This window comes from Streptomyces sp. NPDC006487, from assembly GCF_042870555.1.
Taxonomy (GTDB): domain Bacteria; phylum Actinomycetota; class Actinomycetes; order Streptomycetales; family Streptomycetaceae; genus Streptomyces.
The window spans coordinates 26,991-53,962 of the sequence record NZ_JBIAHN010000028.1; the positions used below are offsets into that span (position 1 = coordinate 26,991).

The window sequence follows — 26,972 nt, forward strand, 5'->3', positions numbered from 1 at the left end:
AGCCCGGCGGCCTAACCCCTGGCCGCCGCGAGGTCCACCGGGCGGGGCCGCATCGCCACCCGCCCGGCGAAGCCCGTGGAGCACAGCGCGACCAGCCCCGCCCCGCCCACGACCACCCCGTACACCAGCGGCAGCACCACCGCGGCCGCCGTGCCCGTCATGCCCACGCTGAACGCGGTGAGGACGGCCAGCGAGATCCCGGACCCCAGCACCACCCCCATCAGGAGCACCGCCAGCGCCTCCACCCGCAGCATCCCCCGCACCTGCCGACGCGTCGCCCCCGCGAGCCTCAGCATCGCGAACTCCCGCAGCCGCTCCCCCGTGGACATCGCCAGGGTGTTGGCCACCGCGATCGCGGTGAAGGCCAGGACGAGCCCCATCGCCAGCAGGTTGATCTCCGACCCGGCCGCCTGCCGCTCCGCCCGCGCGCCGTCCGCTTCGGCCGCCGACAGCACGGCCACGCCCGGGTACTCCCGTACCGCCGAGGCGAGCACCTCCCGTACCGCCGGCCCCGCCACCAGCAGGCTCGAAGCCAGCGGGTCGTCGACATGCGCGGCGACCAGACCGTGCGGCAGTGTCACGTCCCCGAAGCCCAGCCCCCGCGCGTACACGGCGGCCACGGTCAGGGTGACCGGCGTTCCGTCGCCCAGGGTCAGCGAGAGCGGGCTGCCCGGCTTCAGGCCCAGCTGGTCCGCGGCCGGTTCGCTCACCGCGACGCTCTCCCCTCCGAATCCCGCCAGGCTCCCGGCCGTCACCCCCGGGTTCCAGGTCCGGTCCAGCCCGGCCGGGGTCACGCCCTGCGCCGCGTACTTCGTCAGCCCCACCCGGATCGACGTGTGCACGATCTCGGTGGCCGCGAGGACCCCAGGGGTCCGGCGGATCCGCTCGGCGGCGGCGCCGGGAACCCCCGGCCCCCGGCCCTGGAGCACCCACTCGGCCCGTACTCCCGCGCGGGCCTGCGCCCGGGCGGCGTCGCCGAGCGTCGGGCTGACGAAGAGCACGGTGCAGGCCATCCCGATCAGCAGGGTGAGCGGGGTGACGGCGGAGGCCATCCGGGTCGCGTTGCCGCGCAGGTTCGCGGTGGCCAGGCGGCCGCCCGGGCCGGCCAGCCGGAGCGGCCCGGCGAGCAGCGCGGCCGCGGCCTTGACGATCAGCGGGCCCAGCAGGGAGACCGCTCCGGCGAGCACCACGACGGCGAGGAAGGTGACCGGAGTCGAGGCCGGCTCGGTGCGCAGCGTGCTCAGTACGGCGACCAGGACCACGCCGGCCGCCAGCAGCAGCACCCCGGCGACGAGCCGCGCCCACGTGGGCCGGCTCCGCTCCACGGCGGCCTCGGCCAGCGCTTCGGCGGGACGGACGCGGGCCACCCGCCGTGCGGTGATCCGGGCCGCGGCCCAGGCTCCGAGCAGGCTCGCGCCGACGGCGGCGATCATCGGGAAGATCCCGGCCGTGCGTTCCAGGGTCACGGGGACGACCCCCGCGTCGACGAACCGTCCGTGCAGCCAGGCGGCCAGCGGCAGCCCGGCGAGGGCTCCCGCGACTCCGGCGGCCAGTCCGACCAGCAGCGCCTCGCGGCCGATCATGCTCCGCAGCTGCCTGGGCGTGGCGGCGATGGCGCGGAGCAGGGCGAGCTCCCGGTGGCGCTGCTGGATCGACAGGGAGAAGGTGCCGACGACCACGAGGACCGCCACGAGGAGCGAGGTACCGCCCATCGCGCCGCCCATGGAGACCAGCTTGATCCGGGCGCCGGCCGCGTCGAGGAATTCCACGGGGCCCCGCTCGTCGCCGGTGGCCACCTGCGCCGTGGTGCCCCGGAGCGCTTGCCGGATCCGCGCGGCGAGCTCGCCGGCGTCCACACCGGCCCGGGGCAGTACCCCGATGGCACTGACCCGGCCTTCGCGGGAGGCGAGCCGCTGCGCCTCGGCGTCGCCGAAGAAGAGCGCGCTCTGGTGCGCGAGGCTCCCGCCGGCCGCGGCGGCGATCCCGCTGACCGTGTAGGTCTTGGGCGCGCCGGTGGACTGCACGGTGAGTGCGGAGCCGGGCTTCAGGGCCGCGCGGGCGGCGAGTCCGCGGTCGACGACGACCTCGTCACCGCCCTGGGGCGCGCGGCCTTCGGCGAGCGTGAAGGGGGTGAGCGGGGCCGAGCTCCAGGCGTGCCCGTACGAGGGCTTCGCGCCTTCGCCGCCCGGTCCGCCCTTGATGAGCGGCACGGCCTGGAAGGTGAGCTCGGGGACGGCCCGCTCGACTCCGGGCACCGCGCGGACGGTGTCCGCGGTGGCGGCCGGCAGCCAGGCCCGTTCGGCGACGGGCTTGGCCTTGTGCTTCGTCTTGACCTTCGGCTTGTCGCCCTTCTTCTTCACCTTGACCGTCGTCGTGTGGACGTTCTGGTCTGCGGAGACGACCACCGGGGCGCCCTCGTAGCGCTCGGTGGCGATCGTCCCGCGGAGTCCCGTCTCCAGAAGGGTTCCGCAGGCGGTGACGAGGGCCGCCGCGCACAACAGGGCGAGGAAGGCGCCGAGGAAACCGGCCTTGCGGTCTCTGACGGTCTGGAGTGCGTAGCGCAGCATCATGGGAAAACTCTGCCGCCGGGGCCGCCCCGGGACATTGGAGTGCCCCGGCGTCCTCGGCCTGGGGCTAGCCCCACCCCGCTCCGCACCCGCGTGACGCGCCCCTCGGCTCCAGGGAGCCGCGGGTCACCCCGTCAGATCGTCGGCGTCTTCGCCTTCCGCCTCCAGTGCGCGGCGGACCACCCGCAGGGCCATGCCCTCGGGGTACCCCTTGCGGGCGAGCATTCCGGCGAGGCGCCGGATCCGCTTGTCCCGCTCGAGGCCCCGGGTCGCGCGGAGCTTGCGCTCCACGAGCTCCCGGGCGGTCTCCTCCTCCTGGTCGGAGTCGAGCTGTTCCAGGGCCTCCTGTACGAGGGTGGGTGCCACCCCCTTGGTACGGAGCTCCTGTGCGAGCGCCCGGCGGGCCAGCCCCCGCCCCCGGTGCCGGGACTCGACCCAGGCCCCGGCGAACGCGGCGTCGTCGATCAGGCCCACCTCCTCGAACCGGGAGAGGACCTGCTCGGACACCTCCTCGGGGATGTCCCGCTTGGCCAGGGCGTCCGCGAGCTGGCGCCTGGTGCGCGGCATCCCGGTGAGCAGGCGCAGACAGATCGCCCGCGCCTGCTCCTCGGGACTCTGGGGCGGCAGCTCCTGGCGGTCCTCCCGGCCCTCCCGGCCCTCCGCACGGCGGCCTCCCCGGCCGCCGCTCTCGCGGCGGCCCCGGCGACTGCCCTCGCGGCGGTCCTCACCGCCGTCCGCGCCGTCGGTGCCGCCCCTTTCGTGCTCCCACACGGGTCAGCTCTTGGCGACGGCGGCCTTGACCGCGGTCTTGGCCTTCGTCGCGGGTGCGGGCACCGCGGCGGTCTCGGCGGACGCGTCCGCGCCGGCCTCGGCCGTGGCGGGGGCAGCGGCGTCCTTGCGGATGCCGACGCCCAGCTTCTCCTTGATCTTCCGCTCGATCTCGTCGGAGAGGGCGGGGTTGTCGCAGAGGAACTTCCGCGCGTTCTCCTTGCCCTGGCCGAGCTGGTCGCCCTCGTACGTGTACCAGGCACCGGCCTTGCGGACGAAGCCGTGCTCCACGCCCATGTCGATCAGGCCGCCCTCGCGGCTGATGCCGTGGCCGTAGAGGATGTCGAACTCGGCCTGCTTGAAGGGCGGCGCGACCTTGTTCTTGACGACCTTGACGCGGGTGCGGTTGCCGACCGCGTCCGTGCCGTCCTTGAGGGTCTCGATGCGCCGGATGTCGAGGCGCACCGAGGCGTAGAACTTCAGCGCGCGGCCACCGGTGGTGGTCTCCGGCGAGCCGAACATCACACCGATCTTCTCGCGGAGCTGGTTGATGAAGATCGCGGTGGTCTTGGACTGGCTGAGCGCACCGGTGATCTTCCGGAGGGCCTGGCTCATCAGACGCGCCTGGAGACCCACGTGCGAGTCGCCCATCTCGCCCTCGATCTCCGCGCGGGGCACGAGGGCCGCGACGGAGTCGATGACGATGAGGTCCAGCGCACCGGAGCGGACCAGCATGTCCACGATCTCGAGCGCCTGCTCACCGGTGTCCGGCTGGGACAGGATGAGGTTGTCCGTGTCGACGCCGAGGGCCTTGGCGTACTCGGGGTCGAGCGCGTGCTCGGCGTCCACGAAGGCCACGGTGCCGCCGGCCTTCTGTGCGTTGGCCACGGCATGCAGGGTCAGGGTCGTCTTACCCGAGGACTCCGGCCCGTAGACCTCGATCACACGGCCGCGCGGCAGTCCACCGACGCCGAGCGCGATGTCGAGCGCGGTCGATCCGGTGGGGATGACCTCGATGGGGTCGTTCGGCTTGTCGCCGAGACGCATCACGGCACCCTTGCCGAACTGCCGTTCAATCTGTGCGAGGGCGGCTTCGAGAGCCTTCTCGCGGTCGTTGCCTGCCATGGGTTCCACCCGATTTGCTTGAGTCGATCGCTTCACGCCATTGACGCTAACGCCTGCCACTGACAACGCGGTCCCACGCCCGGTTCGGCTGTGGATAACCCATAAGAATGCGTGTTCGATTTCCCTGTCAAGCGCGCCACGCCGGACCCGTCCGCCCCACCGGCGAATGGCATGATCCACTCTCATGACGGACGCCAAGGACGCCATGGACGCCACGAACACCGCAGACAACACGGACACCCTGGACGCCCCGGACGCCACCTCCAGCATGTTCCCCGCCGGCCGCACCGCACTCATCGTCCGGATACCCGAAGCGGAGCCCGCCGTCCGGGAGTGGCGGGATCGGATCGATCCCGCCGCCCGGGCAGGAGCCGGAGTGCCGGCGCACGTGAGCGTGCTCTACCCGTTCCTCCGGGAGAGCCTCATCGACGCCTCCGTCCACGCCGGGATCGCCGCGGCCCTGCGTCCCCACCGTGCCTTCGACCTGCGCTTCGAGCGGACCGGCCGGTTCCCGGGGATGCTCTACCTCGCCCCGGAGCCGGACGCCCCGCTCCGCCGGCTGACCCTCGCGGTCACCGGACGCTGGCCACAGGTCCGGCCCTACGGCGGCCGCTACCCGGACCCGGTCCCGCACCTCACGGTGGCCCAGCGCGCCCGGGAGGCGGACCTGGACGCAGCCGAGGCGGACCTGCGCGGCAGGCTCCCCCTCACCGCCCGCGTCCGCGCCGTCGACCTCGTGGCCTTCGACGGAACGGCCTGGCACGAGCGCGCGAGGTTCACACTGCGGGAACCCGGCGAGTGACGACCCACGAGCGGCATCCCACGAGTGACAACCCAGGGTTGACACCCGCTCGACTGTCAACCTAGGGTTGCCCTCATGACGAACCCTTCGGTGGAACCCGTTCGCATGACCAATCCGGTACGCCTCGACGACCTCATCGAGGCCATCAAGAAGGTCCACACCGACACCCTGGAGCAGCTCAGCGGCGCAGTCGTCGCCGCCGAGGCCCTCGGGGACGTCGCCGACCACCTCATCGGCCACTTCGTCGACCAGGCCCGCCGCTCCGGCGCCTCCTGGACCGACATCGGCCGCAGCATGGGCGTCACCCGCCAGGCCGCCCAGAAGCGCTTCGTGCCCAAGGCCGACAAGGAGGGCGACGCCGGAATCGACCCGAGCCAGGGCTTCGGCCGCTTCACCCCCCGCGCCCGCAACGTGGTGGTCACCGCGCAGAACGAGGCCCGCGCCGCCGGCAACACCGAGATCCGCACCGGGCACCTCGTCCTCGGCCTCCTCTCCGAGCCCGACGGCCTCGCCGCCCGGGGAATCGCCGCCCAGGGAATCGCGGCCGCCGACGTACGCGCCGCCGTGACCGCCACCCTGCCCCCGGCCGTGGAGGAGGTCCCCGAGCTGGTCCCCTTCGACGCCTCGTCGAAGAAGGCCCTGGAGCTCACCTTCCGCGAGGCCCTGCGCCTCGGCCACAGCTACGTGGGCACCGAGCACATCCTGCTCGCGCTCCTGGAGCTGGAGAACGGTACGGGTGCGCTCAGCGCCCTCGGCGTGGACAAGGGCGGCGTGGAGAACTGGGTCACCGACGCCCTGGCATCCGTACTCGGCGCCTCGGGCGAGTCCGGGCAGTAGAGGCGTCCGCGTCTCCGGTCAGCGCGTACCGCTTCACGTACGCGCCGAGGAAGGCCTGCATCGTGGCGACGGCCGGGATCGCGATGAGCGCCCCGACCGCGCCCAGCAGGGCGGTGCCCGCGATGACCGATCCGAAGGCCACCGCCGGGTGGATGTCCACCGTCTTCGAGGTCAGCTTCGGCTGGAGCACGTAGTTCTCGAACTGCTGGTACACCACCACGAATCCGAGGACGTACAGCGCGTACCAGGGGTTGACCGTGAAGGCGATCAGCATCGGCAGCGCGCCCGCGAGGTAGGTGCCGATGGTGGGGATGAACTGCGACACCAGCCCCACCCACACCGCGAGCGCGGGCGCGTACGGCACGCCCAGCACCGCGAAGAGGATGTAGTGCGCGATCCCGGAGATCAGCGCCATCAGCCCGCGCGAGTAGAGGTATCCGCCCGTCTTGGTGACGGCGATCTCCCACGCCCGAAGCACCTCCGCCTGCTTCGCGGGCGGCAGTACGGAGCACAGGGCGCGGCGCAGTCGCGGCCCGTCGGCGGCGAAGTAGAAGGAGAACAGACCGATCGTCAGCAGCTTGAACAGTCCGCCGAGCACGGTGGCGGACACGTCGAGCACGCCGGTCGCGCTGTTCTGCACGTACTTCTGCAGCCAGTCCGAGTGCAGCAGGCTGTCCTGGATCTCCAATCGGGACAGGTCCGTGTGGAAGGTGTCGTTGATCGATCCGATCAGCGAGTCGAGGTAGCCGGGGAAGCCCTCCACCAGGTCGACGATCTGCCCGGCGAGCACCGAGCCGAGCAGGACGAGGAATCCGGCGGCCGCGACGAACACCCCGAGGAACACCAGGAAGGTGGCGAGCCCGCGGCGCACCCCGCGGGCCGCCATCCGGGCCACGGCCGGCTCGATCGCGAGCGCGAGGAAGAACGCGATCAGGATGTTGACGAGCAGCCCGATGAGCTGGTGGAAGGCCCAACTCCCGAGCTGGAAACAGGCCACCAGGGCCAGTACGAGGACCACGGCGCGCGGCAGCCAGCGCGGCATCCGGGCATCCGGCGGAGCCGGTTCCCCGACCGGGCCCGGCACCCCGGGAGCTCCCGTCACGGGGCCTGCGGCCGAGGGGGCCGCCGGGCGGGGCGGCGGCGTGCCCTGGGGGTCTTCGGGCCGGTCGGTCGTCTCATCGCTGGCTGCCACGCCGACCAGTCTGTCCCACCGGCGCCGCGAACCACGAAGCGGTCACCCCGGCCTCGACCGGGCAGGGCTCGGCGGGCGGTCCTCAGGCCGGTGCGGCGGGCGCCCTAGCGCAGCGAGGCGGGCACGTCCACCGCCGAACACACCGCGCGCCACACGTCCTTGGCCTCCCAGCCCGCGTCCAGCGCCTCGTGGACCGTGCGTCCCCCGAGCTCCGACATGACGTGGTCCCGCGCGAAGGAGTCCGCGTAGCCTGCACCGAAGTGCTCGGCCATCCGCTCCCAGAAAATCGTCAACCGCATGCCTCCAGTATCCCGCCCCGGAGAGTGCACCCTCCCCGTTCGGGCCACCGCGGCGCCGCCCGGGCCCCTACGGTTCCTGGCATGCCTGGAGACGAAGCTTGCGCCCCGGCGGCGCCGACGGCGACGAGTGCGCTGGCCCGCGCCGAGCAGTTCATCTGGCTCACGGCCCGCGTGCTGGAGCAGCGCCGGTTCGCGTTCCACTTCCTCGGCGGGGACGCCGATCCGGTCGATGCCGCCCTCGGCGCCTACCTCGGCGGCGACGGCGGCTACGGCCACGCCCTCGACCCGGATCTGCGCGGTCCGCTGAGCCACCCGCTGCACACCGCCCACGCCCTGCGCGTCCTGGACGGCCTGGGCCGGTGCGCAGGACAGCGCATCGAGCGGCTCTGCGCCCATCTGATCCGGGTCTCCACCCCCGAAGGCGCGCTCCCGCCGACGGCTCCGGCCTCCGGCGGCTACCCGGCGGCCCCCTACCACCCGCTGCACGACGATCCGCCGGGCGACCTGCTGGCCACCGGCCCCGTCGTCGGGATCCTGCACCGCAACCGGGTGTGGCACGCGTGGCTGTTCCGGGCGACGGACTTCTGCTGGGACCGGGTGGAGAACCTGCGCCACTGGCACCCGTACGAGATCCAGAGCGCGGTGGCCTTCCTCGACGGGGTCCCCGACCGGGCCCGGGCCGCGGCGGCCGCCGACCGGCTGGGGCGCCTCGTCCGCGAGCAAGGGCTCGTCGTACTGGACCCCGCGCGGCAAGACGCGCCCCCGCCGCTCCCCGGCCATGCGCCGGGCGATCACCTGTACCCGTACGACGTCGCCCGCCGCCCGGAGTCCCTCGCCCGCGGCTGGTTCACGGACGCCGAGCTGTACGGCTCGCTGCGCTTCCTGGCCGGACTCCAGCAGCCGGACGGCGGCTGGCCGGTGCACCGCGGGGCGTGGGCGCCGGGCAGCTCGCTGGAGCGGCGCCCGATCGCCACGCTGGAGGCGCTGCTGACCCTGCGCGCGTACGGCCGGCTCCCCGGCGCGGCTCAGGCGTCCCCTAGCCTCCCAGGGCCCGCAGCCCCGCGGTGACGGCGACGGCCGCCGCGACCACGACGAGGAACGGGGCCCGCAGCAGCAGCGCGACCGCGGCGGCCGCGAGCCCGGCGGCGCGGGCGTCGAGCACGAGCTCCTGCCCGGTGGCGAAGGTCTGCTGCGCGGTGAGCGCGGCGAGCAGCGCGACCGGCAGGAGCGCGGCGAGCTTGCGCACCGCGGGCCGCTCGAGGGCTCCGGCGGGGACGAGCAGTCCGGCGAGCTTGACGGCGTAGCAGCCGACGACGGTGAGCCCGATGGCGATCCAGACGTTCACGAGCGGCGTCCCTTCATCCACAGCACGATCGGCGCGGCCAGCGCCGCGATCAGCACGGGCACCCCGGCGGGCAGTACGGGCAGCAGGCCCAGCCCGAGGACCAGGGCGAGCGCGGCGACGGCCCGCTCGGTGCCGGTCTTCAGCATCGGCGCGAGCAGCGCGAGGAACACGGCGGGCCCGGCGGCGTCCAGCCCCCACGCCCTGGTGTCCCCGATGGCCTCGGCGCCGAGCGCGCCGAGCAGGGTGGTGAGGTTCCACAGGACGTAGAGGCTCAGCCCCGTCACGGTGAACCCGAGCCGCGCGGACCTGCGGTCGGGCTGGGCCAGGGCCACGGCGGTGGTCTCGTCGATCACCCAGTGCGCGGCGAACGGGCGCACGCTCTTGGGCAGCGCGAGCAGTTGGGACAGCCGCAGCCCGTAGAAGGCGTTGCGGGTCCCGAGGAAGAAGGCCCCGGCCGCGGCCGTGAACGGATTCCCGCCGGCGGCCAGTGCCCCGACCAGCGCGAACTGCGAGGCCCCGGTGAACACCAGCAGGCTCAGCACGCAGGCCTGGAGGGTGCTGATCCCGGCCCCGGCGGCGGTCACCCCGAAGGCGAACCCGGACAGCCCGACCGCCACGCCGACGCCGAGCGCGTCCCGGACCACGGCGGCGCGCGGCTTGTCCACCACGAGCGCCCCGCCGGAAACCTCCCGGCCGGGCACCTCCCGGCCGGGCACCTCCCGGCCGGGCACCTCCCGGCCGGGCACTTGGTCGGGTTCGTCTTGTATGGCCATCCGATGTTCTCCCACGCCCCGAAATTACGCGGGCCCCGGCGTCCCGGTCTTGTACGTTCTTGCACCATGCACGAAATGATCAAGGAAATGGCGGACCGGCTGGCCGAGGTGCCCGGCGTCCGCGGAGTCATGCTCGGCGGCAGCCGGGCACGCGGCGACCACCACCCCGAATCGGACTGGGACCTCGGCGTCTACTACCGCGGCACCCTCGACCTCGCCGCGCTGGGCGCACTGGCCGGACCGGACGTGGAGGTGGCCGGCCCGGGCGGCTGGGGGCCCTGGGTCAACGGCGGAGCCTGGCTGCGCGTCGACGGCGTGGCGGTGGACTGGATCCTGCGCGACCTGGACCGGGTGGAGCGGGTGTGGCAGGACTGCCGCGAGGGCCGCTACGAGGTGGGCGTGCAGCCGGGCCACCCCCTCGGCTTCTGGTCCCCCTGCTACCCCGGCGAGGTGGCCCTGGGCCGGGTCCTGGCGGACCCGGCGGGCGAACTCACCGCCCTGCGCACCACGGTCTCGCCCTACCCGGAGCCCCTGCGGAAGTCCCTGATCGCCGGAGCGTGGGAGGCGGAGTTCCTCGCCGCCGGCGCCGCGAAGGGCGCGGCCCGCGCGGACGCCCTCTACGTCTCCCTCTGTCTGTCCAGGGCCTTCGGCGTCCTCGTCCAGTCCCTGTACGCGGCCGACCGCCGCTGGTGCCTGAACGAGAAGGGCGCCCTGTCCGCGGCCGAGCTCCTGCCCTCCGCGCCACCCGCCTTCGGCAAGCGCGTACGGGCCCTGCTGGGCGCCCAGGGCACCACCCCCGAGTCGCTGACGGCAACGGTGACCGAGGCCCGCACCCTGATCGAGGAGACCCGCGCGGGGCTGGTTTAGCCCGGGCCGTCCCGGCGGGCAGCGGGCCCGGAATCCACCGCGCCGCCCACCGAGCCGCCCCGCCCCCGCCGGTACGCCCCCGGCGGCACCCCCACGATGCGGGTGAAGTGCCGGTTCAGGTGCGGCTGGTCGGTGAAGCCGACGGTGACGGCCGCCTCCGCCGGCGGGACCCCCGCGTCGAGGAGCCGGCGGGCACGCCGGACCCGGGCGTCGGTCAGCCAGGTGTGCGGGGGCATGCCGTAGCGGTCCCGGAAGGCCCGCAGCAGGGCGAAGGGGCTGGTCCCCAGCTCCGCCGCGAGCTGCTCCAGCGACGGGGGCTCCCCCATCCGCTCCTCCAGTACGGCCCGGGCCCGCTCCGCGTCGGCGGCGCCCGCGCGGCCCGCCGTACGGGCCGGCAGCGGCCCGGCGTGCCGGGTCAGCATCCGCGCCACCACCCCGCGCAGCAGGGTGTCGGCGGCCAGTGCGTTGCCGGCCTCGGCGGCCCGGTGGACCTCGGTGATGGCCCGCGAGGCCTGCGGGTCGGCGACCATGTCGGCGGTGAAGCCGGGGGTCCCGCGCAGGGTCCCGATCTCGGTGGCGACCTCGGCGATCAGCGCCCGGGACGGGTAGAGGGTGGCGTAGGCCCAGCCCTCGGGGACTCCGGCGCGGGCGGTGTGCGGGACCTCGGGGTTGATCAGGACCACGCTGCCGGGCCCGGCGCGCAGGGTGTCTCCCGGCAGGCCGATCTCCTCGACGCCGCCGGTGACGGCCGCGATGACGTACCCGTCGTGGGCGTGGCGCGGGAAGGTGTGGCGTACGTAGTGGGCACGCAGCAGGTCCAGCCCGGGCAGTTCCGCGTACCGCCAGTGCCGCGCCCACTCCCGGCTGCCCTCGTCCGCTCCGGTCCCGGTCCCCATCCTCCCATTCTGCGCCCGGACCGGCCGGGGTGTTTCCACAGGTCCGGCCGGTTGTCAGTGGGCGGGTGCACGATGGGGGCATGTCCGGTACCGCGCTCGACTCGTTCTCCCCCGCGACCCGTTCCTGGTTCACGGGGGCCTTCGTCTCGCCCACCCCCGCCCAGGAGGGCGCCTGGCGGGCCATCGGGGCGGGCTCGGACGTGCTGGTGGTGGCCCCCACCGGCTCCGGCAAGACCCTGGCCGCCTTCCTCGCCGCCCTCGACCAGCTCGCCTCGACCCCGCCCCCCGCCGAGCCGAAGAAGCGCTGCCGGGTGCTGTACATCTCGCCGCTGAAGGCCCTGGCGGTGGACGTGGAGCGCAATCTCCGCAGCCCGCTGACCGGTATCCGGCAGGAATCGGTGCGGCTGGGCCTGCCCGAGCCGGAGATCCGGGTCGGGATCCGCTCCGGCGACACCCCGCCGGCCGAGCGGCGCGCGCTGGTGACCCGGCCGCCGGACATCCTGATCACCACGCCCGAGTCGCTGTTCCTGATGCTGACCTCGGCCGCCCGCGAGGCCCTGGCCGGGATCGAGACGGTGATCCTGGACGAGGTGCACGCGGTCGCCGGGACCAAGCGCGGCGCCCATCTCGCGCTGTCCCTGGAGCGGTTGGACGAGCTGCTGCCCCGCCCCGCGCGCCGGATCGGCCTGTCCGCGACGGTTCGCCCGGTGGAGGAGGTGGCCCGTTACCTCGCCCCGCGCGGCAAGGTGGAGATCGTCCAGCCGCCCTCCACCAAGGAGTTCGACCTGTCGGTGGTCGTCCCGGTCGAGGACATGGGCGAGTTGGGCGGCTCCCCCGCCACCGAGGGCAAGGAGGGCGGGGACAAACCCTCCATCTGGCCGCACGTGGAGGAACGGATCGCCGATCTGGTCCAGTCCCACCGGTCCACCATCGTCTTCGCCAACTCCCGCCGCCTCGCCGAGCGCCTGTGCAACCGGCTCAACGAGATCGCGTACGAGCGGGCCACCGGCGGCCCGCTGCCCGAGGGCCCGCCCCCGGCCGAGATCATGGCCCAGTCGGGCGCCGCCCAGGGCGCTCCCCCGCTGCTGGCACGCGCCCACCACGGTTCGGTCTCCAAGGAGCAGCGGGCGCTGGTGGAGGAGGACTTGAAGGCGGGCCGGCTGCCCGCCGTGGTCGCCACCTCCAGCCTGGAGCTCGGCATCGACATGGGCGCGGTGGACCTCGTCATCCAGGTGGAGTCCCCGCCGTCGGTGGCCTCCGGGCTGCAACGGGTGGGCCGGGCCGGGCACCAGGTGGGCGCGGTCTCCACCGGCGTCGTCTTCCCCAAGTACCGGGGCGACCTCGTCCAGGCCGCCGTGGTCACCGAGCGGATGCGCACCGGCTCGATCGAATCCCTGCGGATCCCCTCCAACCCGCTGGACGTCCTCGCCCAGCAGCTCGTCGCGATGACCGCGATGGACACCTGGCAGATGGACGACCTGCTCGCCCTGGTTCGACGGGCGGCCCCCTTCGCCGCGCTGCCCGACTCTGCGTTCACGGCGGTGCTGGACATGCTGGCCGGCCGCTACCCCTCGGACGCCTTCGCCGAGCTCCGCCCCCGGGTGGTGTGGGACCGCGTCGCCGGGACGATCACCGGCCGGCCCGGCGCCCAGCGGCTCGCGGTCACCTCCGGCGGGACCATCCCGGACCGCGGCCTCTTCGGCGTCTTCCTGGCCGGGGCCGACCCGAAGAAGGGTGGCGGCCGGGTCGGGGAGCTCGACGAGGAGATGGTCTACGAATCCCGCGTCGGCGACGTCTTCACCCTCGGCACCACCTCCTGGCGGATCGTGGACATCACCCGCGACCGCGTCCTGGTCACCCCCGCCCCCGGGGTCCCGGGCCGTCTCCCGTTCTGGAAGGGCGACCAGCTGGGCCGCCCGCTGGAACTGGGCCGCGCGGTCGGCGCGTTCCTGCGCGAGCTCGGCGGCCTCACCGCCGAGGACGCCCGGCTGCGGCTGCTGGCGGCGGGCCTGGACGCCTGGGCCGCCGAGAACGTCCTGTCCTACCTCTCCGAACAGCGCGAGGCCTGCGGCCACGTACCGGACGACCGGACCATCGTCGTCGAGCGGTTCCGCGACGAGCTCGGCGACTGGCGGGTCGTCGTCCACTCCCCGTTCGGCGCCCAGGTGCACGCCCCCTGGGCGCTGGCGCTCGGTGCCCGCCTCTCCGAGCGGTACGGGATGGACGCGCAGGTCATGCACGCCGACGACGGCATCGTGCTCCGCCTCCCGGACGCGGACCTGCTGAACATGGACCTGGACCTACTGGACCACGACCCGGCGCGGGGGCCGTCCTCCAGCTCTTCGGCCTCCGCCGGTTCCTTCGACTTCGACGACGACAAGCCCCCGCTGGGCGCCGCGGACGTGGCCTTCGACCACGGGGACGTCCAGCAGATCGTCACCGACCAGGTGGGCGGCTCCGCGCTGTTCGCCTCCCGGTTCCGTGAGTGCGCGGCGCGCGCCCTGCTGCTGCCGCGCCGCAATCCCGGCAAGCGCACCCCTCTGTGGCAGCAGCGCCAGCGCGCCTCGCAACTGCTCCAGGTGGCATCCGAGTTCGGTTCGTTCCCGATCGTGCTGGAGGCCGTACGGGAATGCCTGCAGGACGTCTTCGACGTGCCCGGCCTGACCGAGCTGATGGGGGACATCGAGGCGCGCCGGGTCCGCCTCGTCGAGGTCACGACGCCCGAGCCCTCCCCCTTCGCCCGCTCCCTCCTCTTCGGGTACGTCGCCCAGTTCCTCTACGAGGGCGACTCGCCGCTCGCCGAGCGCAGGGCGGCCGCGCTGTCGCTGGACTCCCGGCTGCTGGCCGAGCTGCTCGGCCAGGCGGAGCTCCGCGAGCTGCTCGACCCGGAGGTGCTGACGGAGCTGGAGCGGGAGCTCCAGTGGCTGACGGAGGACCGCCGGGCCAAGGACGCCGAGTCGGTGGCCGACCTGCTGCGCCTGCTGGGCCCGCTCACCCCGGCGGACCTGGCCGCCCGCGGCGCGGAACCGGAGTGGGCGCAGTCCCTCGCTGCCTCCCGCCGGGCGATCCGGGTCCGGATCGGCGGCGCGGACCACTGGGCGGCCATCGAGGACGCGGGCCGGCTGCGCGACGCGCTGGGCACGGCGCTCCCGGTGGGCGTCCCGGAGGCGTTCACCGAGCCGGTGAAGGACCCGCTCGGCGACCTCCTGGCCCGGTACGCCCGCACCCACGGCCCCTTCACCACGGTCACCGCCGCCGCCCGCTTCGGGCTCGGCACGGCCGTGACGGACGGCGCGCTGCACCGGCTCGCGGCGGCCGGGCGGGTGGTCCAGGGCGAGTTCCACCCGGCGGGCATCGGCCAGGAATGGTGCGACGCGACGGTGCTGCGACGGCTGCGCCGCCGCTCACTGGCAGCCCTGCGCCAGGAACTGGAGCCGGTCCCTCCCGCCTCCCTCGCCACCTTCCTCCCCCAGTGGCAGCACCTGGGCGGAGCCCTGCGCGGCGTCGACGGCCTGGCCCGCGCGATCGAGCAGCTCCAGGGCGCGGCGGTGCCCGCCTCCGCCCTCGAGCGCCTGATCCTCCCCTCCCGCGTGGCGGACTATTCCCCGACCCTCCTGGACGAGCTCACCACCACCGGCGAAGTGGTCTGGGCCGGCGCGGGGGCCCTGCCGGGCAAGGACGGCTGGATCTCCCTCTACCTCGCGGAGGCGGCCCCCCTCCTCCTCCCCCAGCCCCATCCCCTGGAGCTCTCCCCGCTCCACGAAGCGGTCCTCTCCGCCCTCTCCGGCGGCTACGGCCTGTTCTTCCGCCAGCTCACCGACCGGGTCCGCGCGCTGCACCCGGACGCCTCCGACGCGGACCTCTCCTCCGCCGTCTGGGACCTGGCGTGGTCGGGCCGCCTGACGAACGACACCCTGGCCCCCCTGCGCTCCCTCCTCGGCTCGGGCCGCACGGCGGGCGCCACCGCCCACCGCGCCCGCCGTACGATCCCCCGCGGCCGCTACGGCACCCTCACCACCCCTGCCTCCCGTACGGGCCCGCCCACGGTGTCGGGCCGCTGGTCCCTGCTCCCGGTCCACGCCGCGGACCCGACCCACCGCGCGCACGCCCTGGCCCGCACCCTGCTCGACCGCCACGGGGTGGTGACCCGGGGCGCGGTGGCCGCGGAAGGCGTGGAGGGCGGTTTCAGCGCGGTCTACCGGGTCCTGTCCGCCTTCGAGGACAGCGGCCAGGCCCGCAGGGGCTACGTGGTCGAGGGTCTGGGCGCGGCCCAGTTCGCCATGGACGGCGCGGTCGACCGCCTCCGCGCCGCCGAGCGGACCCCGCCCCCGCTGGCCGCCGTGGTCCTGGCAGCCGCCGACCCGGCGAACGCCTACGGCGCTGCCCTGCCCTGGCCGGAGCCCCCGTCCGGCGCCACCCACAAACCGGGCCGCAAGGCCGGCTCCCTGGTGGTCCTGGTCGACGGCGAGCTCACCCTTTACCTGGAGCGCGGCGGCAAAACCCTCCTGGCCTGGCCCGCCCCGGACGCCCCACACCTCACAGCCGCCCTGACGGCCCTCACCACGGCCTCCCGCAAGGGCACCCTCCCCACCCTCACGCTGGAGCGCATCAACGCCGCCCCCGCCCTCACCTCGCCCTACGCCCCGCCCGTGGAAGCCGCCGGCTTCCACGCCACCCCCCAAGGCCTCCGCCTGCGCCACTGACCGGACCCGCCCCAGACCCGGAGACCGGACCCGGGAGCGGGCGTACGGGGCTGCCTGGAGACCCGGGGCTGCATGGAGACCGGGGCCGCCTGGAAGCCGGTCGCTGCCCGGAGACCGGTCACTTCCGCCAGAACAGGTGGTGCGTCACCCCGCTCGGGCTGGGCACGACCTCCAGGTGGAACCGGTCGAGCAGCTCGTCGGGGGACTCCCAGAGCCGTACCCCGGACCCGAGCTTCACCGGGGAGACCACCACGTGCAGGGTGTCGACGAGGTCGGCGTCGAGGAACTGCCTGATGGTGGTGGCCCCGCCGCCGAGCCGGACGTCCTTGCCCCGCGCAGCCTCCCGGGCCTGGGCGAGGACCGTGGCGGGGTCGCCGCCGACGAAGTGGAAGGTGGTGTCGGAGAGCGTGAGCGAAGGACGTTCGTGGTGGGTCATGACGAACACCGGGGTGCGGAACGGGGGCTCATCACCCCACCAGCCCTGCCACTCGTAGTCCTGCCAGGGCCCGCGCTGGGGCCCGAACTTGTTGCGGCCCATGATCTCGGCCCCGATGTTGCGCGCGTAGTCCCGCGTGAAGTAGTCGTCGAGGCCCCGGCTGCCCCCGGGGTCGGTGCGCATGGGCCAGCTCGCCGTGGCACCGGCCCAGGCGAACAGCCTCTCGGGCTCCACATGACCGAACGGCCTCTCCAGGGTCTGGTCCTCACCGGCACCGATGCCGTCACTCGAAACGCCGAAGTTCTGCACCCTCAGCAACTGAGCCATGTATTCCTCCTGTGATGGCGACAACAGTGATGAGACTCTCCGCGCCGGGCAAACTCATCGCTGCCGCGACCGGTCAGAACGGACGCCCGGCCCGATGGGCAAAACACTGCCGCGTGAAGGTGAACGAGGCCACCGGACCGAGGCGCGGCCCGGAACCGGGTTTCCGGGGCTCAGCCCCGCTGAACGATGGAAGCGCGGGGCGGGGAGCCGGCACCGCGCGGCGGCTCCCCGGCCTCACCCCCCACGATCCCGACCCGCAGGAGAATGAGCGCATGCCCGAAGGAGACACCGTCTACCGCACCGCGGCCCGGCTGCGCGAAGCCCTCGCGGGCAAGGAACTCATCCGCTCCGACCTCCGCGTCCCCCGCTTCGCCACCGCGGACCTCACCGGCTTCACCACCCTCGAGGTGGTCACCCGGGGCAAGCACCTCCTCATGCGCTTCGGTCCCCCGACGGCGCCCGACACCGGGTCCGGCACCAACACCGGGTCCGGCACCGGACCGGGCACCGCCCCGCACCCCCTCCTCACCCTCCACACCCACCTCCGCATGGACGGCGCCTGGCGCATCCTCCCCGCCACGACCGGTGCTCCCACCGGCGCCCCGACCGGACCCCCCACAGCCGCCCCCGCCCGACCCCGCCCACCCGGCCCCGCCCACGAGATCCGCGTCATCCTCGGCACCACCACCCACACCGCCGTCGGCTACCGCCTCCCCGTCGTGGAACTGCTCCGCACCGCGGACGAGCACCGCGCCGTCGGCCACCTCGGCCCCGATCTCCTCGGCCCCGACTGGGACGAGGCCACCGCCGCCGCGAACCTCCTCGCCACCCCCGCCCGCCCCCTCGGCGAGGCCCTCCTCGACCAGCGCAACCTGGCCGGCATCGGCAACATCTACAAGGCCGAGCTCTGCTTCCTCGCCCAGGTCACCCCCTGGACCCCGGTGGGCGATCTGCCCGCCGGCACCCTGCCCCGCCTCGCCGCGGCCGCGCACCGGCTCCTCGACGCGAACAAGGCCCGCCGCCGCAACACGACCGGCAGCCGCCGCCCCGGCCAGGACCTGTTCGTCTACGGCCGCGCCCACCGCCCCTGCCTGCGCTGTGGCACCCCCGTCCGCCAGGCCCCCCAGGACGACCGCCCCACCTACTGGTGCCCCCGGTGTCAATCCGGCCCGACGCCTTAGTTGACGCCTCGTCAGATCCGGTCGTACCGTCCCCGCATGCCCACACCCAGCGCGTACGAACTCACCGGCCGGACCGCCCTGATCACCGGCGCCGCCAGCGGCATCGGCCGGGCCACCGCCGCACTCCTCGCCGAAGCCGGAGCCGCCGTGCACTGCGCGGACCGCGACGCCCAAGGCCTCCAGGAGACGGTCGAACTGATCACCAAGGGCGGCGGCCGGGCCACCGCCCACCCCCTCGACGTGACCGACCGCGCCGCGATCAAGGCGGCGATCGCCCAGGCCGGTCCGCTCGACATCACCGCCGCGATCGCCGGGATCATGCACAGCAGCAGCGTCCTGGAGACGTCCGACGAGGACCTCGACCGGGTCCTGGACATCAACTTCAAGGGAGTGCTGCGCACCTGCCAGGAGGCGGCCCGAGCCATGATCGCGGCCGGCCGGCCCGGCTCGATCATCACGATGGCCTCCGGCGCCGTGGACGCCGCCCAGCCCGGCCTGCTCTGCTACAGCGCCGCCAAGGCCGCCGTCGTCCAGCTGACCAAGACCCTCGCCACCGAGGCGGGCCCGCACGGCATCCGCGTCAACGCCGTCGCGCCCGGCTGGATCCGCACCCCGATGACCGGTCGGCACAGCCCCGAGGTCCAGGAGCAGACCGAGGCGATGATGACGCGGATGTCCCCGCTGCGCCGCGTGGGCGAGCCCGAGGACATAGCCCAGGCAGTGCTCTACCTGGCCTCGGACGCTTCGTCGTTCATGACGGGCCAGATCCTTCGCCCGAACGGTGGAGTCGCCATGCCCTGGTAACCACCCACCCCGCCACGATCACCGGCACCGATCACCCGGCACCCGGCTCCCCTACGCCCCCGGCGTCACCGCCCCCGGCTCCCCGACCGCCACCGGCCGGGCGGCGGCAGCACGCTCCGCACCGCTCCCCGGGACGCCACCGGTGCCCGCGACGCCTCCGCCGCCACCCCCGACCCCGCCCCCGTTACCCCGCTCACCCGCCGCCCCACGGCGGCGGCGACCCACAGGACCCGGCACGCAGTGCACGGGCAGCAGCCCCAGCCCCCAGCCCCCGACCGCGACGGCGCCCTCCACCGGCCCGGCCTCCTCCGGCGCCAGCACGAGCCGCAGCACGGCCCACCACCACAGGACGCCCACCGACAGCGCGAGGGCCAGAAGGCCCACGGGTATACCCAGCAACCGCCGCACGGCCACCTCCAGGGGCCGGAGACCCGAACGGGCCCATCCTCCCGCACCCGGCCGGTACCCGCACCCCGCCCGCTCCGCGTGCACGCCGCACCGGACCGACAACCGCACCGCCACCCCCGCCCCCGGAACGGCAAGGAGCCCCGGCCGGTACCCAAGGGGCACCGGCCGGGGCTCCGGCCACACTCATACGCTCAGCACGCACGCCACACACTCACGCGCACAGGCAGACGCTCACGCACGCATCACGCGGCTACGACATTCACCGCTTCCACGGGCGCCTTGATGGTCACCCGTTCCGGGCCACCCGTGACCGAGGCCACGGATACCGAATTGAGCATCGGACGGACCGGTGCGGACACCGGTTCGCTCGCCGCGGCGGACTGGGCCAGCTCGGCGAGCGAAAGCTCGTCGCTGACTTCCCGCATCAGCTCTGACATCCGTACGTCAAGCGCGTCGCAGATCGCGGAGAGCAGCTCGGAAGATGCCTCCTTCTGCCCCCGCTCCACCTCGGAGAGATAGCCGAGCGAAACTCGGGCGGACGAGGAGACTTCGCGCAGAGTACGGCCCTGGCGCTGGCGCTGCCGACGCAGCACGTCACCCAGCAGGCGACGGAGCAGAATCATCGGTGGCTCCCTCCTCTGACCGTGTAGCCGTAACCTTCACGCCCCACCGTACCGCCTCGCGCGGCGGCCGTGCGGGGAGCGATGTCGTGTTCACTCAGGGCTGCAAACATCAAATCCCCCCGTCCTGTTCCGTATCCTGCCCCCGCAGATTCTCGCGGAGTTCGCTCGCGAGCAGCTCGAGCACTGTCCGTGCACTCTCCCTACGGATTTCCGCGCGGGAGCCTTTCAACCGCAGCCGGGCCGTTTTCCTGACCCCGGGACCCGCCACGGCGATGAAAACGGTGCCCACGGGCTGCCCGTTCTGCGGGTCGGGGCCGGCCACTCCTGTGGTCGCGATGCCCCAGGAAGCGCCGAGCACGCGCCGCACTCCGGCCGCCATCTCCTCGGCGACCTGCGGGTTCACCGCGCCTTCGGCCTCGAGCAGCCCGGCGTCCACGCCCAGCACCCGGTGCTTGAGCTCCGTCGCGTACGCCGTGACGGACCCGCGGAAGGACTTGGAGGCACCCGGGACGGCCGTCAGCTCCGCGGCCACCATCCCGCCGGTCAGCGACTCCGCCACAGCGACCGTACCGTCACTCTCCGCGAGGAGCCTCAGCACATCGGCCGCGACCGCCCCGCTGTCCCCGGCAGCCCCTGCGGCATTCCGCAGCGCTTCGGCAGCCACCGAAGATCCACCCGTCTCTTGCACCACCGCGTCGTCCCCCGGCAGGTTCACCGCGCGGCACGCTCCGCGGCGAGGCCCTTGCGCCGGAGCACGACGGCCTGCCTGACGTAGTCCAAACCGGTGACGACGGTCAGGACGACGGCGGCCGCCATCACCCAGAACCGCAGCGTCGCCAGCGGCCCGGTCAGCGCGAGCACGTACATGCCCACCGCCACGCCCTGGGTCAGGGTCTTGAGCTTCCCGCCCCGGCTCGCCGGAATCACTCCGTATCTGATGACCCAGAAACGCATGAGCGTGATCCCGAGTTCCCGGCCGAGGATCACCCCGGTGACCCACCAGGGAAGGTCGCCGAGCCACGACAGACACACCAATGCCGACCCCATGATCGCCTTGTCGGCGATGGGGTCGGCGATCTTCCCGAAGTCCGTGACCAGGTTGTACGTACGGGCCAGGTGCCCGTCGAAGATGTCGGTGATCATGGCGACGGCGAACGCCGCCCACGCCAGAGCCCGCCAGACGGGGTCATAGCCCCCGTCGGCGAGCAGCAGCATCACGAATCCCGGCACCAGGACCAGCCGGATCATCGTCAGGATGTTGGCGATGTTCCACAGGCTGGCCTGATTGACCGCCGCGGCGCCCAGCTTCGCGCCGGGCGCGGGCCGGCGGCCGGTCCCGCCCGCCGCAGATGCCGGGGCTCCGGTCATCCGGCCGCCTCCTCAAGATCCAAGCCCAGGGGCTCCGCCACCAGGTCCACACCCAGGGTGCCGACCACCTTCGCCGTGACGATACGCCCCGGGACCAGGCCCGCGCCGTCCGTGAAGACGACCTGGCCGTCGGTCTCGGGGGCCTGGTGTGCGGCGCGCCCGTAGGCTCCCTCGCCGTCCTCCGCCTCGTCGATCGGGACGACCGTTTCGACGAGCACCTCCAGCGTCTCTCCGATCCGCTCCTCCGCGCGCTGCGAGGTGAGCTCCTCGGCGAGGCGCTGCATGTGGGCGAGGCGCTCGGCGATGGTGTCGGCGTCCAGCTTGTTCTCGTACGTGACGGCCTCGGTGCCGTCCTCGTCGGAGTAGCCGAAGACGCCGATGGCGTCGAGGCGCGCACTGGTGAGGAAACGCTCCAGCTCGGCGAAGTCCGACTCCTTCTCGCCGGGGAAGCCGACGATGAAGTTGGACCGGACGCCGGCCGTCGGGGCCTTGGTGCGGATGGTGTCGAGCAGTTCCAGGAACCGGTCGGTGTCACCGAAGCGGCGCATGGCGCGCAGCACGTCGGGGGCCGAGTGCTGGAAGGAGAGGTCGAAGTACGGGACGACCTTGGGGGTCGAGGTGAGTACGTCGATCAGGCCGGGCCGCATCTCGGCGGGCTGGAGGTAGCTGACGCGGACGCGCTCGATGCCGTCCACCCCGGCCAGCTCGGGCAGCAGGGTCTCCAGCAGGCGGATGTCGCCCAGGTCCTTGCCGTACGAGGTGTTGTTCTCGGAGACCAGCATGATCTCCTTGACGCCCTGCTCCGCGAGCCAGCGCGTCTCGCCCAGCACGTCGCTGGGGCGGCGGGAGATGAAGGAGCCGCGGAAGGACGGGATGGCGCAGAAGGAGCAGCGCCGGTCGCAGCCGGAGGCGAGCTTGACCGAGGCGACGGGGCTCTTGTCCAGTCGGCGGCGCAGCGGCGCGCGCGGACCGGAGGCGGGGGCGACGCCCTCCGGGAGGTCCGCGGGGGCGGCTGCCGGCTCCTCGACGGGCGTCGACTGCGCGTGGCCCGGCAGGGCCACGTCGGTGTCCTGGCGCTCGGCCGGACTGATCGGCAGCAGCTTGCGCCGGTCGCGCGGGGTGTGGGAGGCGTGGACGCCGCCGTTGAGGATGGTCTGGAGGCGGTCGGAGATGTCGGCGTAGTCGTCGAAGCCGAGTACGCCGTCGGCCTCGGGGAGCGCTTCGGCAAGTTCCTTGCCGTAGCGCTCGGCCATACAGCCGACGGCTACGACGGCCTGCGTGCGGCCGTGATCCTTGAGATCATTGGCCTCCAGCAGGGCGTCTACGGAGTCCTTTTTGGCGGCTTCGACGAAGCCGCAGGTGTTGACGACGGCTACGTCCGCATCGGCGGCGTCCTCGACGAGCTCCCAGCCATCCGCCGCCAAGCGGCCTGCGAGCTCCTCCGAGTCCACCTCGTTACGGGCGCAGCCAAGAGTGACAAGGGCGACGGTACGGCGTTCGGGCATGGACTCAAGACTACTTCGTCCCGGCACCGGCCCCCGCCTCCCGTCCCCGACGACAAGATCCCCGGGGTGCGGCGCGGCACCCCGGGGATCCGGAACGTTTTATTCCCTGCTGGTCAGCCCGCCTGGGCCTGGCCCTCACGGGGGTCGTCCTTGGTGTATGTGAGACGTTCCACCTGTCCGGGCTGGAACGCGTCCTTGATCTCCTTGCCGTTCACGAAGAGCTTCACGACCCCGGCATCGCCGAGCACCAGGTCGATGGACTCCTTGTCCGTGAACGTCTTCGACTGACCCTGTTCGAGGGTGCCGTCGAAGAGGAGCCGGCCACTGTGGTCCTTGGCCGAGATCCAGCTCTCGCCGTCGTTGGCCGTCAGGACGACCGTGACGAGGTCCTTGGGTGCGGCGGCGATGGCGCTGTCGGACGGCTCCGGCTTGGGGGCCGTGGGCGCCGGCGGCGCCTGGACCGAGGGCTTGGAGGCGTTGGGGGTGGGTGCGGGCTTCGGCGCGGCGGAACCCTCCGCCACCGGCCGCTTGGCCTTCTCGTCGGCGCCGCCGAAGGCCGTGAAGCCGACGAAGCCGATCACGGCGACGATGGCGGCAACCATGGCGGCGGTCCAGTTGGGCCGCTGCCGTTCGGGGCGGATCCGCTCGGCTTCGAACATCGGCGCGGCGGGGGTGGGTGCCGGCCGGCCGCCGTGGGCCGCGTCGTAGCTGTCGATCAGGGGTTCCGGATCGAGTCGTACGGCACGGGCGAGCGTACGGATGTGGCCGCGGGCATAGACATCGCCGCCGCAGCGCGTGAAATCGTCGGATTCGATCGCGTGCACGATCGGAATGCGCACGCGGGTGGTGGAACTGACCTCGTCGACAGTCAGCCCGGCGGCGATCCGGGCCTTCTTGAGGGCCGTCCCGATGGACGGCTCTTCGACGGAACGTTCGACGAGGCGGTCCTCGGACCGGTCGTCGGTCGAAGGCCGCTCATCTTCGGGGGAGTTGGCGTTGCCGATGGACACGAGGGCGCCTTTCGAGCGTGTAGCCACCTGCTGGAAGTCCAGTCTAGGGGGGTGACGAAAGGGTGAGGCAACCGGAGGGGGGCATCCCTACGCCATACGAATGGCCAAAGAGCTCCCGCCCGGTGCGGCGACCCGGAACAGGCCGCCACCTCCCTCAACTAGACACGCGACCCGGGGAAACGGTTGCCCCCGATCCTTTGCGCGTTACTCGGGAGTCTCCCCCCGGATCACCGCGAGCACGCCGTCCAGCTCGTCGGCCTTCAGCAGCACGTCGCGCGCCTTGGACCCCTCGCTCGGACCGACGATCCCCCGCGACTCCATCAGGTCCATCAGCCGCCCGGCCTTCGCGAAGCCGACCCGCAGCTTGCGCTGGAGCATCGAGGTGGACCCGAACTGCGTCGAGACGACCAGCTCGGCCGCCTGGCACAGCAGGTCCAGGTCGTCGCCGATCTCCTCGTCGATCTCCTTCTTCTGCTTCTGCCCGACGGTGACGTCGTTGCGGAAGACCGGCGCCATCTGGTCCTTGCAGTGCTGCACGATCCCGGCGATCTCGTCCTCGGTGACGAAGGCGCCCTGGAGCCGCACGGGCTTGTTCGCGCCCATCGGCAGGAACAGCCCGTCGCCCTTGCCGATGAGCTTCTCCGCACCCGGCTGGTCGAGGATGACGCGGCTGTCGGCGAGCGAGGAGGTCGCGAAGGCCAGGCGGGAGGGCACGTTCGCCTTGATCAGACCGGTCACCACGTCCACCGAGGGCCGCTGCGTCGCGAGCACCAGGTGGATGCCGGCCGCACGGGCCAGCTGGGTGATGCGGACGATCGAGTCCTCCACGTCGCGCGGGGCCACCATCATCAGGTCGGCGAGCTCGTCGACGATCACCAGGAGGTACGGGTACGGGCTGAGCTCCCGCTCGCTGCCCGGCGGCAGCTTGATCTTGCCGTCGCGGATCGCCTTGTTGAAGTCGTCGATGTGCCGGTACCCGAAGGCCGCCAGGTCGTCGTAGCGCAGGTCCATCTCGCGCACGACCCACTGGAGGGCCTCGGCGGCCCGCTTGGGGTTGGTGATGATCGGCGTGATCAGGTGCGGGATGCCCTCGTACGCCGTCAGCTCCACCCGCTTGGGGTCCACGAGCACCATCCGGACGTCCTCCGGGGTGGCCCGCACCATCACCGAGGTGATCAGGCAGTTGATGCAGGAGGACTTTCCGGAACCGGTGGCTCCGGCGACCAGTACGTGCGGCATCTTCGCCAGGTTGGCCATGACGTAGCCGCCCTCGACGTCCTTGCCGAGCGCCACCAGCATCGGGTGGTCGTCCTCGGCGGCGTCCGCCAGCCGGAGCACGTCCCCCAGATTGACCATCTCGCGATCGGTGTTCGGGATCTCGATGCCGACCGCCGACTTGCCCGGGATCGGGCTGATGATGCGCACGTCGGGCGAGGCCACGGCGTAGGCGATGTTCTTCGCCAGCGCCGTGATCCGCTCGACCTTCACGGCCGGACCCAGCTCCACCTCGTAGCGGGTCACCGTCGGCCCCCGGGTGAAACCGGTGACCTTCGCGTCGACCTTGAACTCCATGAACACGTTCGTCAGCGAGGCCACGACCGCGTCGTTCGCGGCGCTGCGGGTCTTGCCCGGTCCGCCCTTCTCCAACAGGTCCAGCGAGGGCAGGGAGTACGTGATGTCCCCGCGCAGCTGGAGCTGCTCGGCGCGGGGCGGCAGGGCCTGGGTCTCGGGCGGGGCCTTGGTCAGGTCGGGAACGGACAGCGTCCCGGAGGCCGCCGCGGTGGTGTCGTGCGGCGGGGCCGCGGCGGCCGGCTTCTCCTCGTGAACGGGCTTCTCCTCGCGGGCCGACTGCTCCTCGCGGGCGGGCCCCTCCTCCCGCGCCGCCGGGACCGGTGCGGTGATCTCTGAACCTTCGCGACCTTCGCGACCTTCGCGCTCCACCGAGATGCCCTGCGTGAGGTCGGCGACCAGCGGGGACGGCGGCATCCCGCCGTACACCACCCCGTCCAGCGCGGCCGCTGCCGCCGCGGCCACGTCGACGGCGTCCATCCCGCGGTCCATGGACCGGCCCGCGGACCGCCGGGGGCGCCGCCGCCGGGCGAGCGCCTCCTCCTCGGCGGCCTCCACCGGGTCCCCGGGCCCGGCAGCGCCGGAGCGGGCCCGCCACTGCTCTGCATCGTGCCGGTCCGCGGCGGCCGAGGCCGCGCTCGCGGAGTCCCCGTGCCCGGCGTAGTCGGCGTACTCGGCGTCGTGTTCGTTCGGGGCGATGACCCCGAGGCGGATCCCCGCGCTGCGCAGCCGCTGCGGGATCGCGTTGACGGGGGTGGCGGTCACCACCAGCAGCCCGAAGACGGTCAGCAGCACCAGCATCGGCACGGCCAGCGGCGCGCCCATCGTGAAGATCAGCGGCTTCGAGGCGCCCCACCCGATCAGCCCGCCGGCGTTCTGCATGGCGGTGGTGCCCTCGTCGCGCCCGGGGGCTCCGCAGGCGATGTGCACGAGACCCAGGACTCCGATGACCAGCGCGGAGAGCCCGATGCCGATGCGGCCGTTGGCGTCGGCCTGTTCGGGATGGCGGATGAAACGTACCGCCATGACACCGAGCAGGACCGGCACGAGCAGGTCGAGCCGCCCGAAGGCGCCGGTGACCAGCATCGTCACCAGGTCCCCGACGGGCCCGCTCAGGTTCGACCAGGTTCCGGCGGCGACGATCAGCGCGAGCGCGAGGAGCAGCAGGGCGAGGCCGTCCTTGCGGTGGGCCGGGTCGAGGTTCTTCGCGCCCTGCCCGATGCCGCGGAAGATCGCGCCGACCGCGTGCGCGATGCCGAGCCAGAAGGCGCGCAGCAGCCGCAGCACTCCCCCCGTGGGGGACGGCGCGGGCTTGGCCGCGACCTTCCTGACGGGGGCGCGCTTGGCGGCGGGCGCCGCCTTCTTGGAAGGCGGTTTGCGGGCTGGGGCAGCCTTCTTCGCCGGCGCCGTCGTACGGCCGGTGCGGCCCTTCGCGGTGCCCGCCGTGCTCTGGGAACCCTTACCGGACGTACTTGAGGCCATGCGCCCGAGGTTACCGGTGCGCGCGCCGGTGGACACGCGTGCCCACCCCTTCACCCGTTCGTGTCGTTCCGGGTCCCGGACGGGA

General features: G+C 73.3%; 23 protein-coding genes. 7 read left to right on the forward strand and 16 right to left on the reverse strand.

Annotated elements, in window-relative coordinates; all coding sequences use genetic code 11:
* Window positions 1-11: 11 nt before the first annotated feature.
* From ACFYM0_RS35795 to recA, 3 genes are all read right to left on the reverse strand, one after another.
* Window positions 12-2,570 carry an FtsX-like permease family protein gene (locus ACFYM0_RS35795; protein ID WP_388509243.1) on the reverse strand — a complete coding sequence of 853 codons (2,559 nt, stop codon included), beginning with the start codon at window positions 2,568-2,570 and terminating at the stop codon, window positions 12-14.
* Between the two features lie 123 nt (window positions 2,571-2,693).
* Window positions 2,694-3,338, reverse strand: a complete 645-nt coding sequence (recX, locus tag ACFYM0_RS35800) for a recombination regulator RecX (RefSeq protein WP_388509246.1) — start codon at window positions 3,336-3,338, stop codon at window positions 2,694-2,696.
* Between the two features lie 3 nt (window positions 3,339-3,341).
* On the reverse strand, window positions 3,342-4,460 hold the full coding sequence (recA, locus tag ACFYM0_RS35805) for a recombinase RecA (RefSeq protein WP_388509248.1): 1,119 nt from the start codon (window positions 4,458-4,460) through the stop codon (window positions 3,342-3,344).
* A gap of 184 nt (window positions 4,461-4,644) precedes the next feature.
* On the opposite strand from recA, the gene ACFYM0_RS35810 reads away from it, so the two are divergent.
* Together ACFYM0_RS35810 and ACFYM0_RS35815 are read left to right on the forward strand one after the other, a co-directional pair.
* On the forward strand, window positions 4,645-5,262 hold the full coding sequence (locus ACFYM0_RS35810; protein WP_388509251.1) for a 2'-5' RNA ligase family protein: 618 nt from the start codon (window positions 4,645-4,647) through the stop codon (window positions 5,260-5,262).
* A 75-nt stretch (window positions 5,263-5,337) separates the two neighbouring features.
* Complete coding sequence (locus tag ACFYM0_RS35815; protein ID WP_388509253.1) at window positions 5,338-6,099, forward strand: Clp protease N-terminal domain-containing protein; 762 nt, start codon at window positions 5,338-5,340, stop codon at window positions 6,097-6,099.
* Here the strand turns inward: ACFYM0_RS35815 and ACFYM0_RS35820 are convergent.
* Both ACFYM0_RS35820 and ACFYM0_RS35825 read right to left on the reverse strand, forming a co-directional pair.
* Window positions 6,047-7,141: an AI-2E family transporter gene (locus ACFYM0_RS35820; RefSeq protein WP_388509312.1), complete on the reverse strand. Its 1,095-nt coding sequence runs from the start codon at window positions 7,139-7,141 to the stop codon at window positions 6,047-6,049. The two genes, ACFYM0_RS35815 and ACFYM0_RS35820, sit on opposite strands and share 53 nt — an antisense overlap.
* Before the next feature lie 254 nt (window positions 7,142-7,395).
* The gene (locus ACFYM0_RS35825) at window positions 7,396-7,590 is read right to left on the reverse strand and encodes a DUF3046 domain-containing protein (RefSeq protein WP_388509256.1); all 195 of its coding nucleotides are present in this window, start codon (window positions 7,588-7,590) and stop codon (window positions 7,396-7,398) included.
* Between the two features lie 81 nt (window positions 7,591-7,671).
* On the opposite strand from ACFYM0_RS35825, the gene ACFYM0_RS35830 reads away from it, so the two are divergent.
* Window positions 7,672-8,658: a hypothetical protein gene (locus ACFYM0_RS35830; RefSeq protein WP_388509257.1), complete on the forward strand. Its 987-nt coding sequence runs from the start codon at window positions 7,672-7,674 to the stop codon at window positions 8,656-8,658.
* Here the strand turns inward: ACFYM0_RS35830 and ACFYM0_RS35835 are convergent.
* Window positions 8,627-8,935 (reverse strand): AzlD domain-containing protein, encoded by a 309-nt coding sequence (locus ACFYM0_RS35835; protein WP_327255239.1) that lies wholly within the window; start codon window positions 8,933-8,935, stop codon window positions 8,627-8,629. The two genes, ACFYM0_RS35830 and ACFYM0_RS35835, sit on opposite strands and share 32 nt — an antisense overlap.
* The gene (locus tag ACFYM0_RS35840; RefSeq protein ID WP_388509260.1) at window positions 8,932-9,708 is read right to left on the reverse strand and encodes an AzlC family ABC transporter permease; all 777 of its coding nucleotides are present in this window, start codon (window positions 9,706-9,708) and stop codon (window positions 8,932-8,934) included. Before ACFYM0_RS35840 ends, ACFYM0_RS35835 begins: the two co-directional genes overlap by 4 nt.
* Before the next feature lie 66 nt (window positions 9,709-9,774).
* On the opposite strand from ACFYM0_RS35840, the gene ACFYM0_RS35845 reads away from it, so the two are divergent.
* Window positions 9,775-10,575, forward strand: coding sequence for a nucleotidyltransferase domain-containing protein (locus tag ACFYM0_RS35845; RefSeq protein WP_388509263.1), 801 nt, complete (start codon window positions 9,775-9,777; stop codon window positions 10,573-10,575).
* On the opposite strand, the gene ACFYM0_RS35850 is transcribed toward ACFYM0_RS35845, so the two are convergent.
* A complete protein-coding gene (locus ACFYM0_RS35850) occupies window positions 10,572-11,471 on the reverse strand; it encodes an AraC family transcriptional regulator (protein WP_388509266.1) in 900 nt (299 codons plus the stop codon). The two genes, ACFYM0_RS35845 and ACFYM0_RS35850, sit on opposite strands and share 4 nt — an antisense overlap.
* Before the next feature lie 80 nt (window positions 11,472-11,551).
* Between ACFYM0_RS35850 and ACFYM0_RS35855 the strand changes: the two genes are divergently transcribed.
* The gene (locus ACFYM0_RS35855) at window positions 11,552-16,174 is read left to right on the forward strand and encodes a DEAD/DEAH box helicase (RefSeq protein WP_388509269.1); all 4,623 of its coding nucleotides are present in this window, start codon (window positions 11,552-11,554) and stop codon (window positions 16,172-16,174) included.
* Between the two features lie 118 nt (window positions 16,175-16,292).
* Here the strand turns inward: ACFYM0_RS35855 and ACFYM0_RS35860 are convergent, their stop codons facing one another.
* Window positions 16,293-16,937: a dihydrofolate reductase family protein gene (locus tag ACFYM0_RS35860; RefSeq protein WP_388509272.1), complete on the reverse strand. Its 645-nt coding sequence runs from the start codon at window positions 16,935-16,937 to the stop codon at window positions 16,293-16,295.
* Between the two features lie 272 nt (window positions 16,938-17,209).
* Here ACFYM0_RS35860 and ACFYM0_RS35865 point away from each other — a divergent pair, with 272 nt between their 5' ends.
* Together ACFYM0_RS35865 and ACFYM0_RS35870 are read left to right on the forward strand one after the other, a co-directional pair.
* Window positions 17,210-18,118: a DNA-formamidopyrimidine glycosylase family protein gene (locus tag ACFYM0_RS35865; protein WP_388509275.1), complete on the forward strand. Its 909-nt coding sequence runs from the start codon at window positions 17,210-17,212 to the stop codon at window positions 18,116-18,118.
* 36 nt (window positions 18,119-18,154) lie between these two features.
* A complete protein-coding gene (locus ACFYM0_RS35870; protein WP_388509278.1) occupies window positions 18,155-18,922 on the forward strand; it encodes an SDR family NAD(P)-dependent oxidoreductase in 768 nt (255 codons plus the stop codon).
* A 51-nt stretch (window positions 18,923-18,973) separates the two neighbouring features.
* On the opposite strand, the gene ACFYM0_RS35875 is transcribed toward ACFYM0_RS35870, so the two are convergent.
* The 7 genes from ACFYM0_RS35875 to ACFYM0_RS35905 all read right to left on the reverse strand — a co-directional run bounded on the left by ACFYM0_RS35875 (window position 18,974) and on the right by ACFYM0_RS35905 (window position 26,887).
* Window positions 18,974-19,306 carry a hypothetical protein gene (locus ACFYM0_RS35875; protein WP_388509280.1) on the reverse strand — a complete coding sequence of 111 codons (333 nt, stop codon included), beginning with the start codon at window positions 19,304-19,306 and terminating at the stop codon, window positions 18,974-18,976.
* 266 nt (window positions 19,307-19,572) lie between these two features.
* Window positions 19,573-19,953, reverse strand: coding sequence for a helix-turn-helix domain-containing protein (locus tag ACFYM0_RS35880; RefSeq protein ID WP_112451800.1), 381 nt, complete (start codon window positions 19,951-19,953; stop codon window positions 19,573-19,575).
* Window positions 19,954-20,062: 109 nt separating this feature from the next.
* The gene (locus tag ACFYM0_RS35885; protein WP_388509283.1) at window positions 20,063-20,617 is read right to left on the reverse strand and encodes a CinA family protein; all 555 of its coding nucleotides are present in this window, start codon (window positions 20,615-20,617) and stop codon (window positions 20,063-20,065) included.
* Window positions 20,618-20,664: 47 nt separating this feature from the next.
* Complete coding sequence (gene pgsA / locus ACFYM0_RS35890; RefSeq protein ID WP_327255230.1) at window positions 20,665-21,321, reverse strand: CDP-diacylglycerol--glycerol-3-phosphate 3-phosphatidyltransferase; 657 nt, start codon at window positions 21,319-21,321, stop codon at window positions 20,665-20,667.
* The gene (rimO, locus tag ACFYM0_RS35895; protein WP_388509287.1) at window positions 21,318-22,826 is read right to left on the reverse strand and encodes a 30S ribosomal protein S12 methylthiotransferase RimO; all 1,509 of its coding nucleotides are present in this window, start codon (window positions 22,824-22,826) and stop codon (window positions 21,318-21,320) included. The genes pgsA and rimO overlap by 4 nt, the downstream gene beginning before the upstream one ends.
* A 113-nt stretch (window positions 22,827-22,939) precedes the next feature.
* A complete protein-coding gene (locus ACFYM0_RS35900; RefSeq protein WP_388509290.1) occupies window positions 22,940-23,836 on the reverse strand; it encodes a helix-turn-helix domain-containing protein in 897 nt (298 codons plus the stop codon).
* Between the two features lie 204 nt (window positions 23,837-24,040).
* Entirely contained in the window at window positions 24,041-26,887 is a 2,847-nt protein-coding gene (locus tag ACFYM0_RS35905; protein WP_388509293.1) for a DNA translocase FtsK, read from the reverse strand.
* Between the last annotated feature and the right edge of the window lie 85 nt (window positions 26,888-26,972).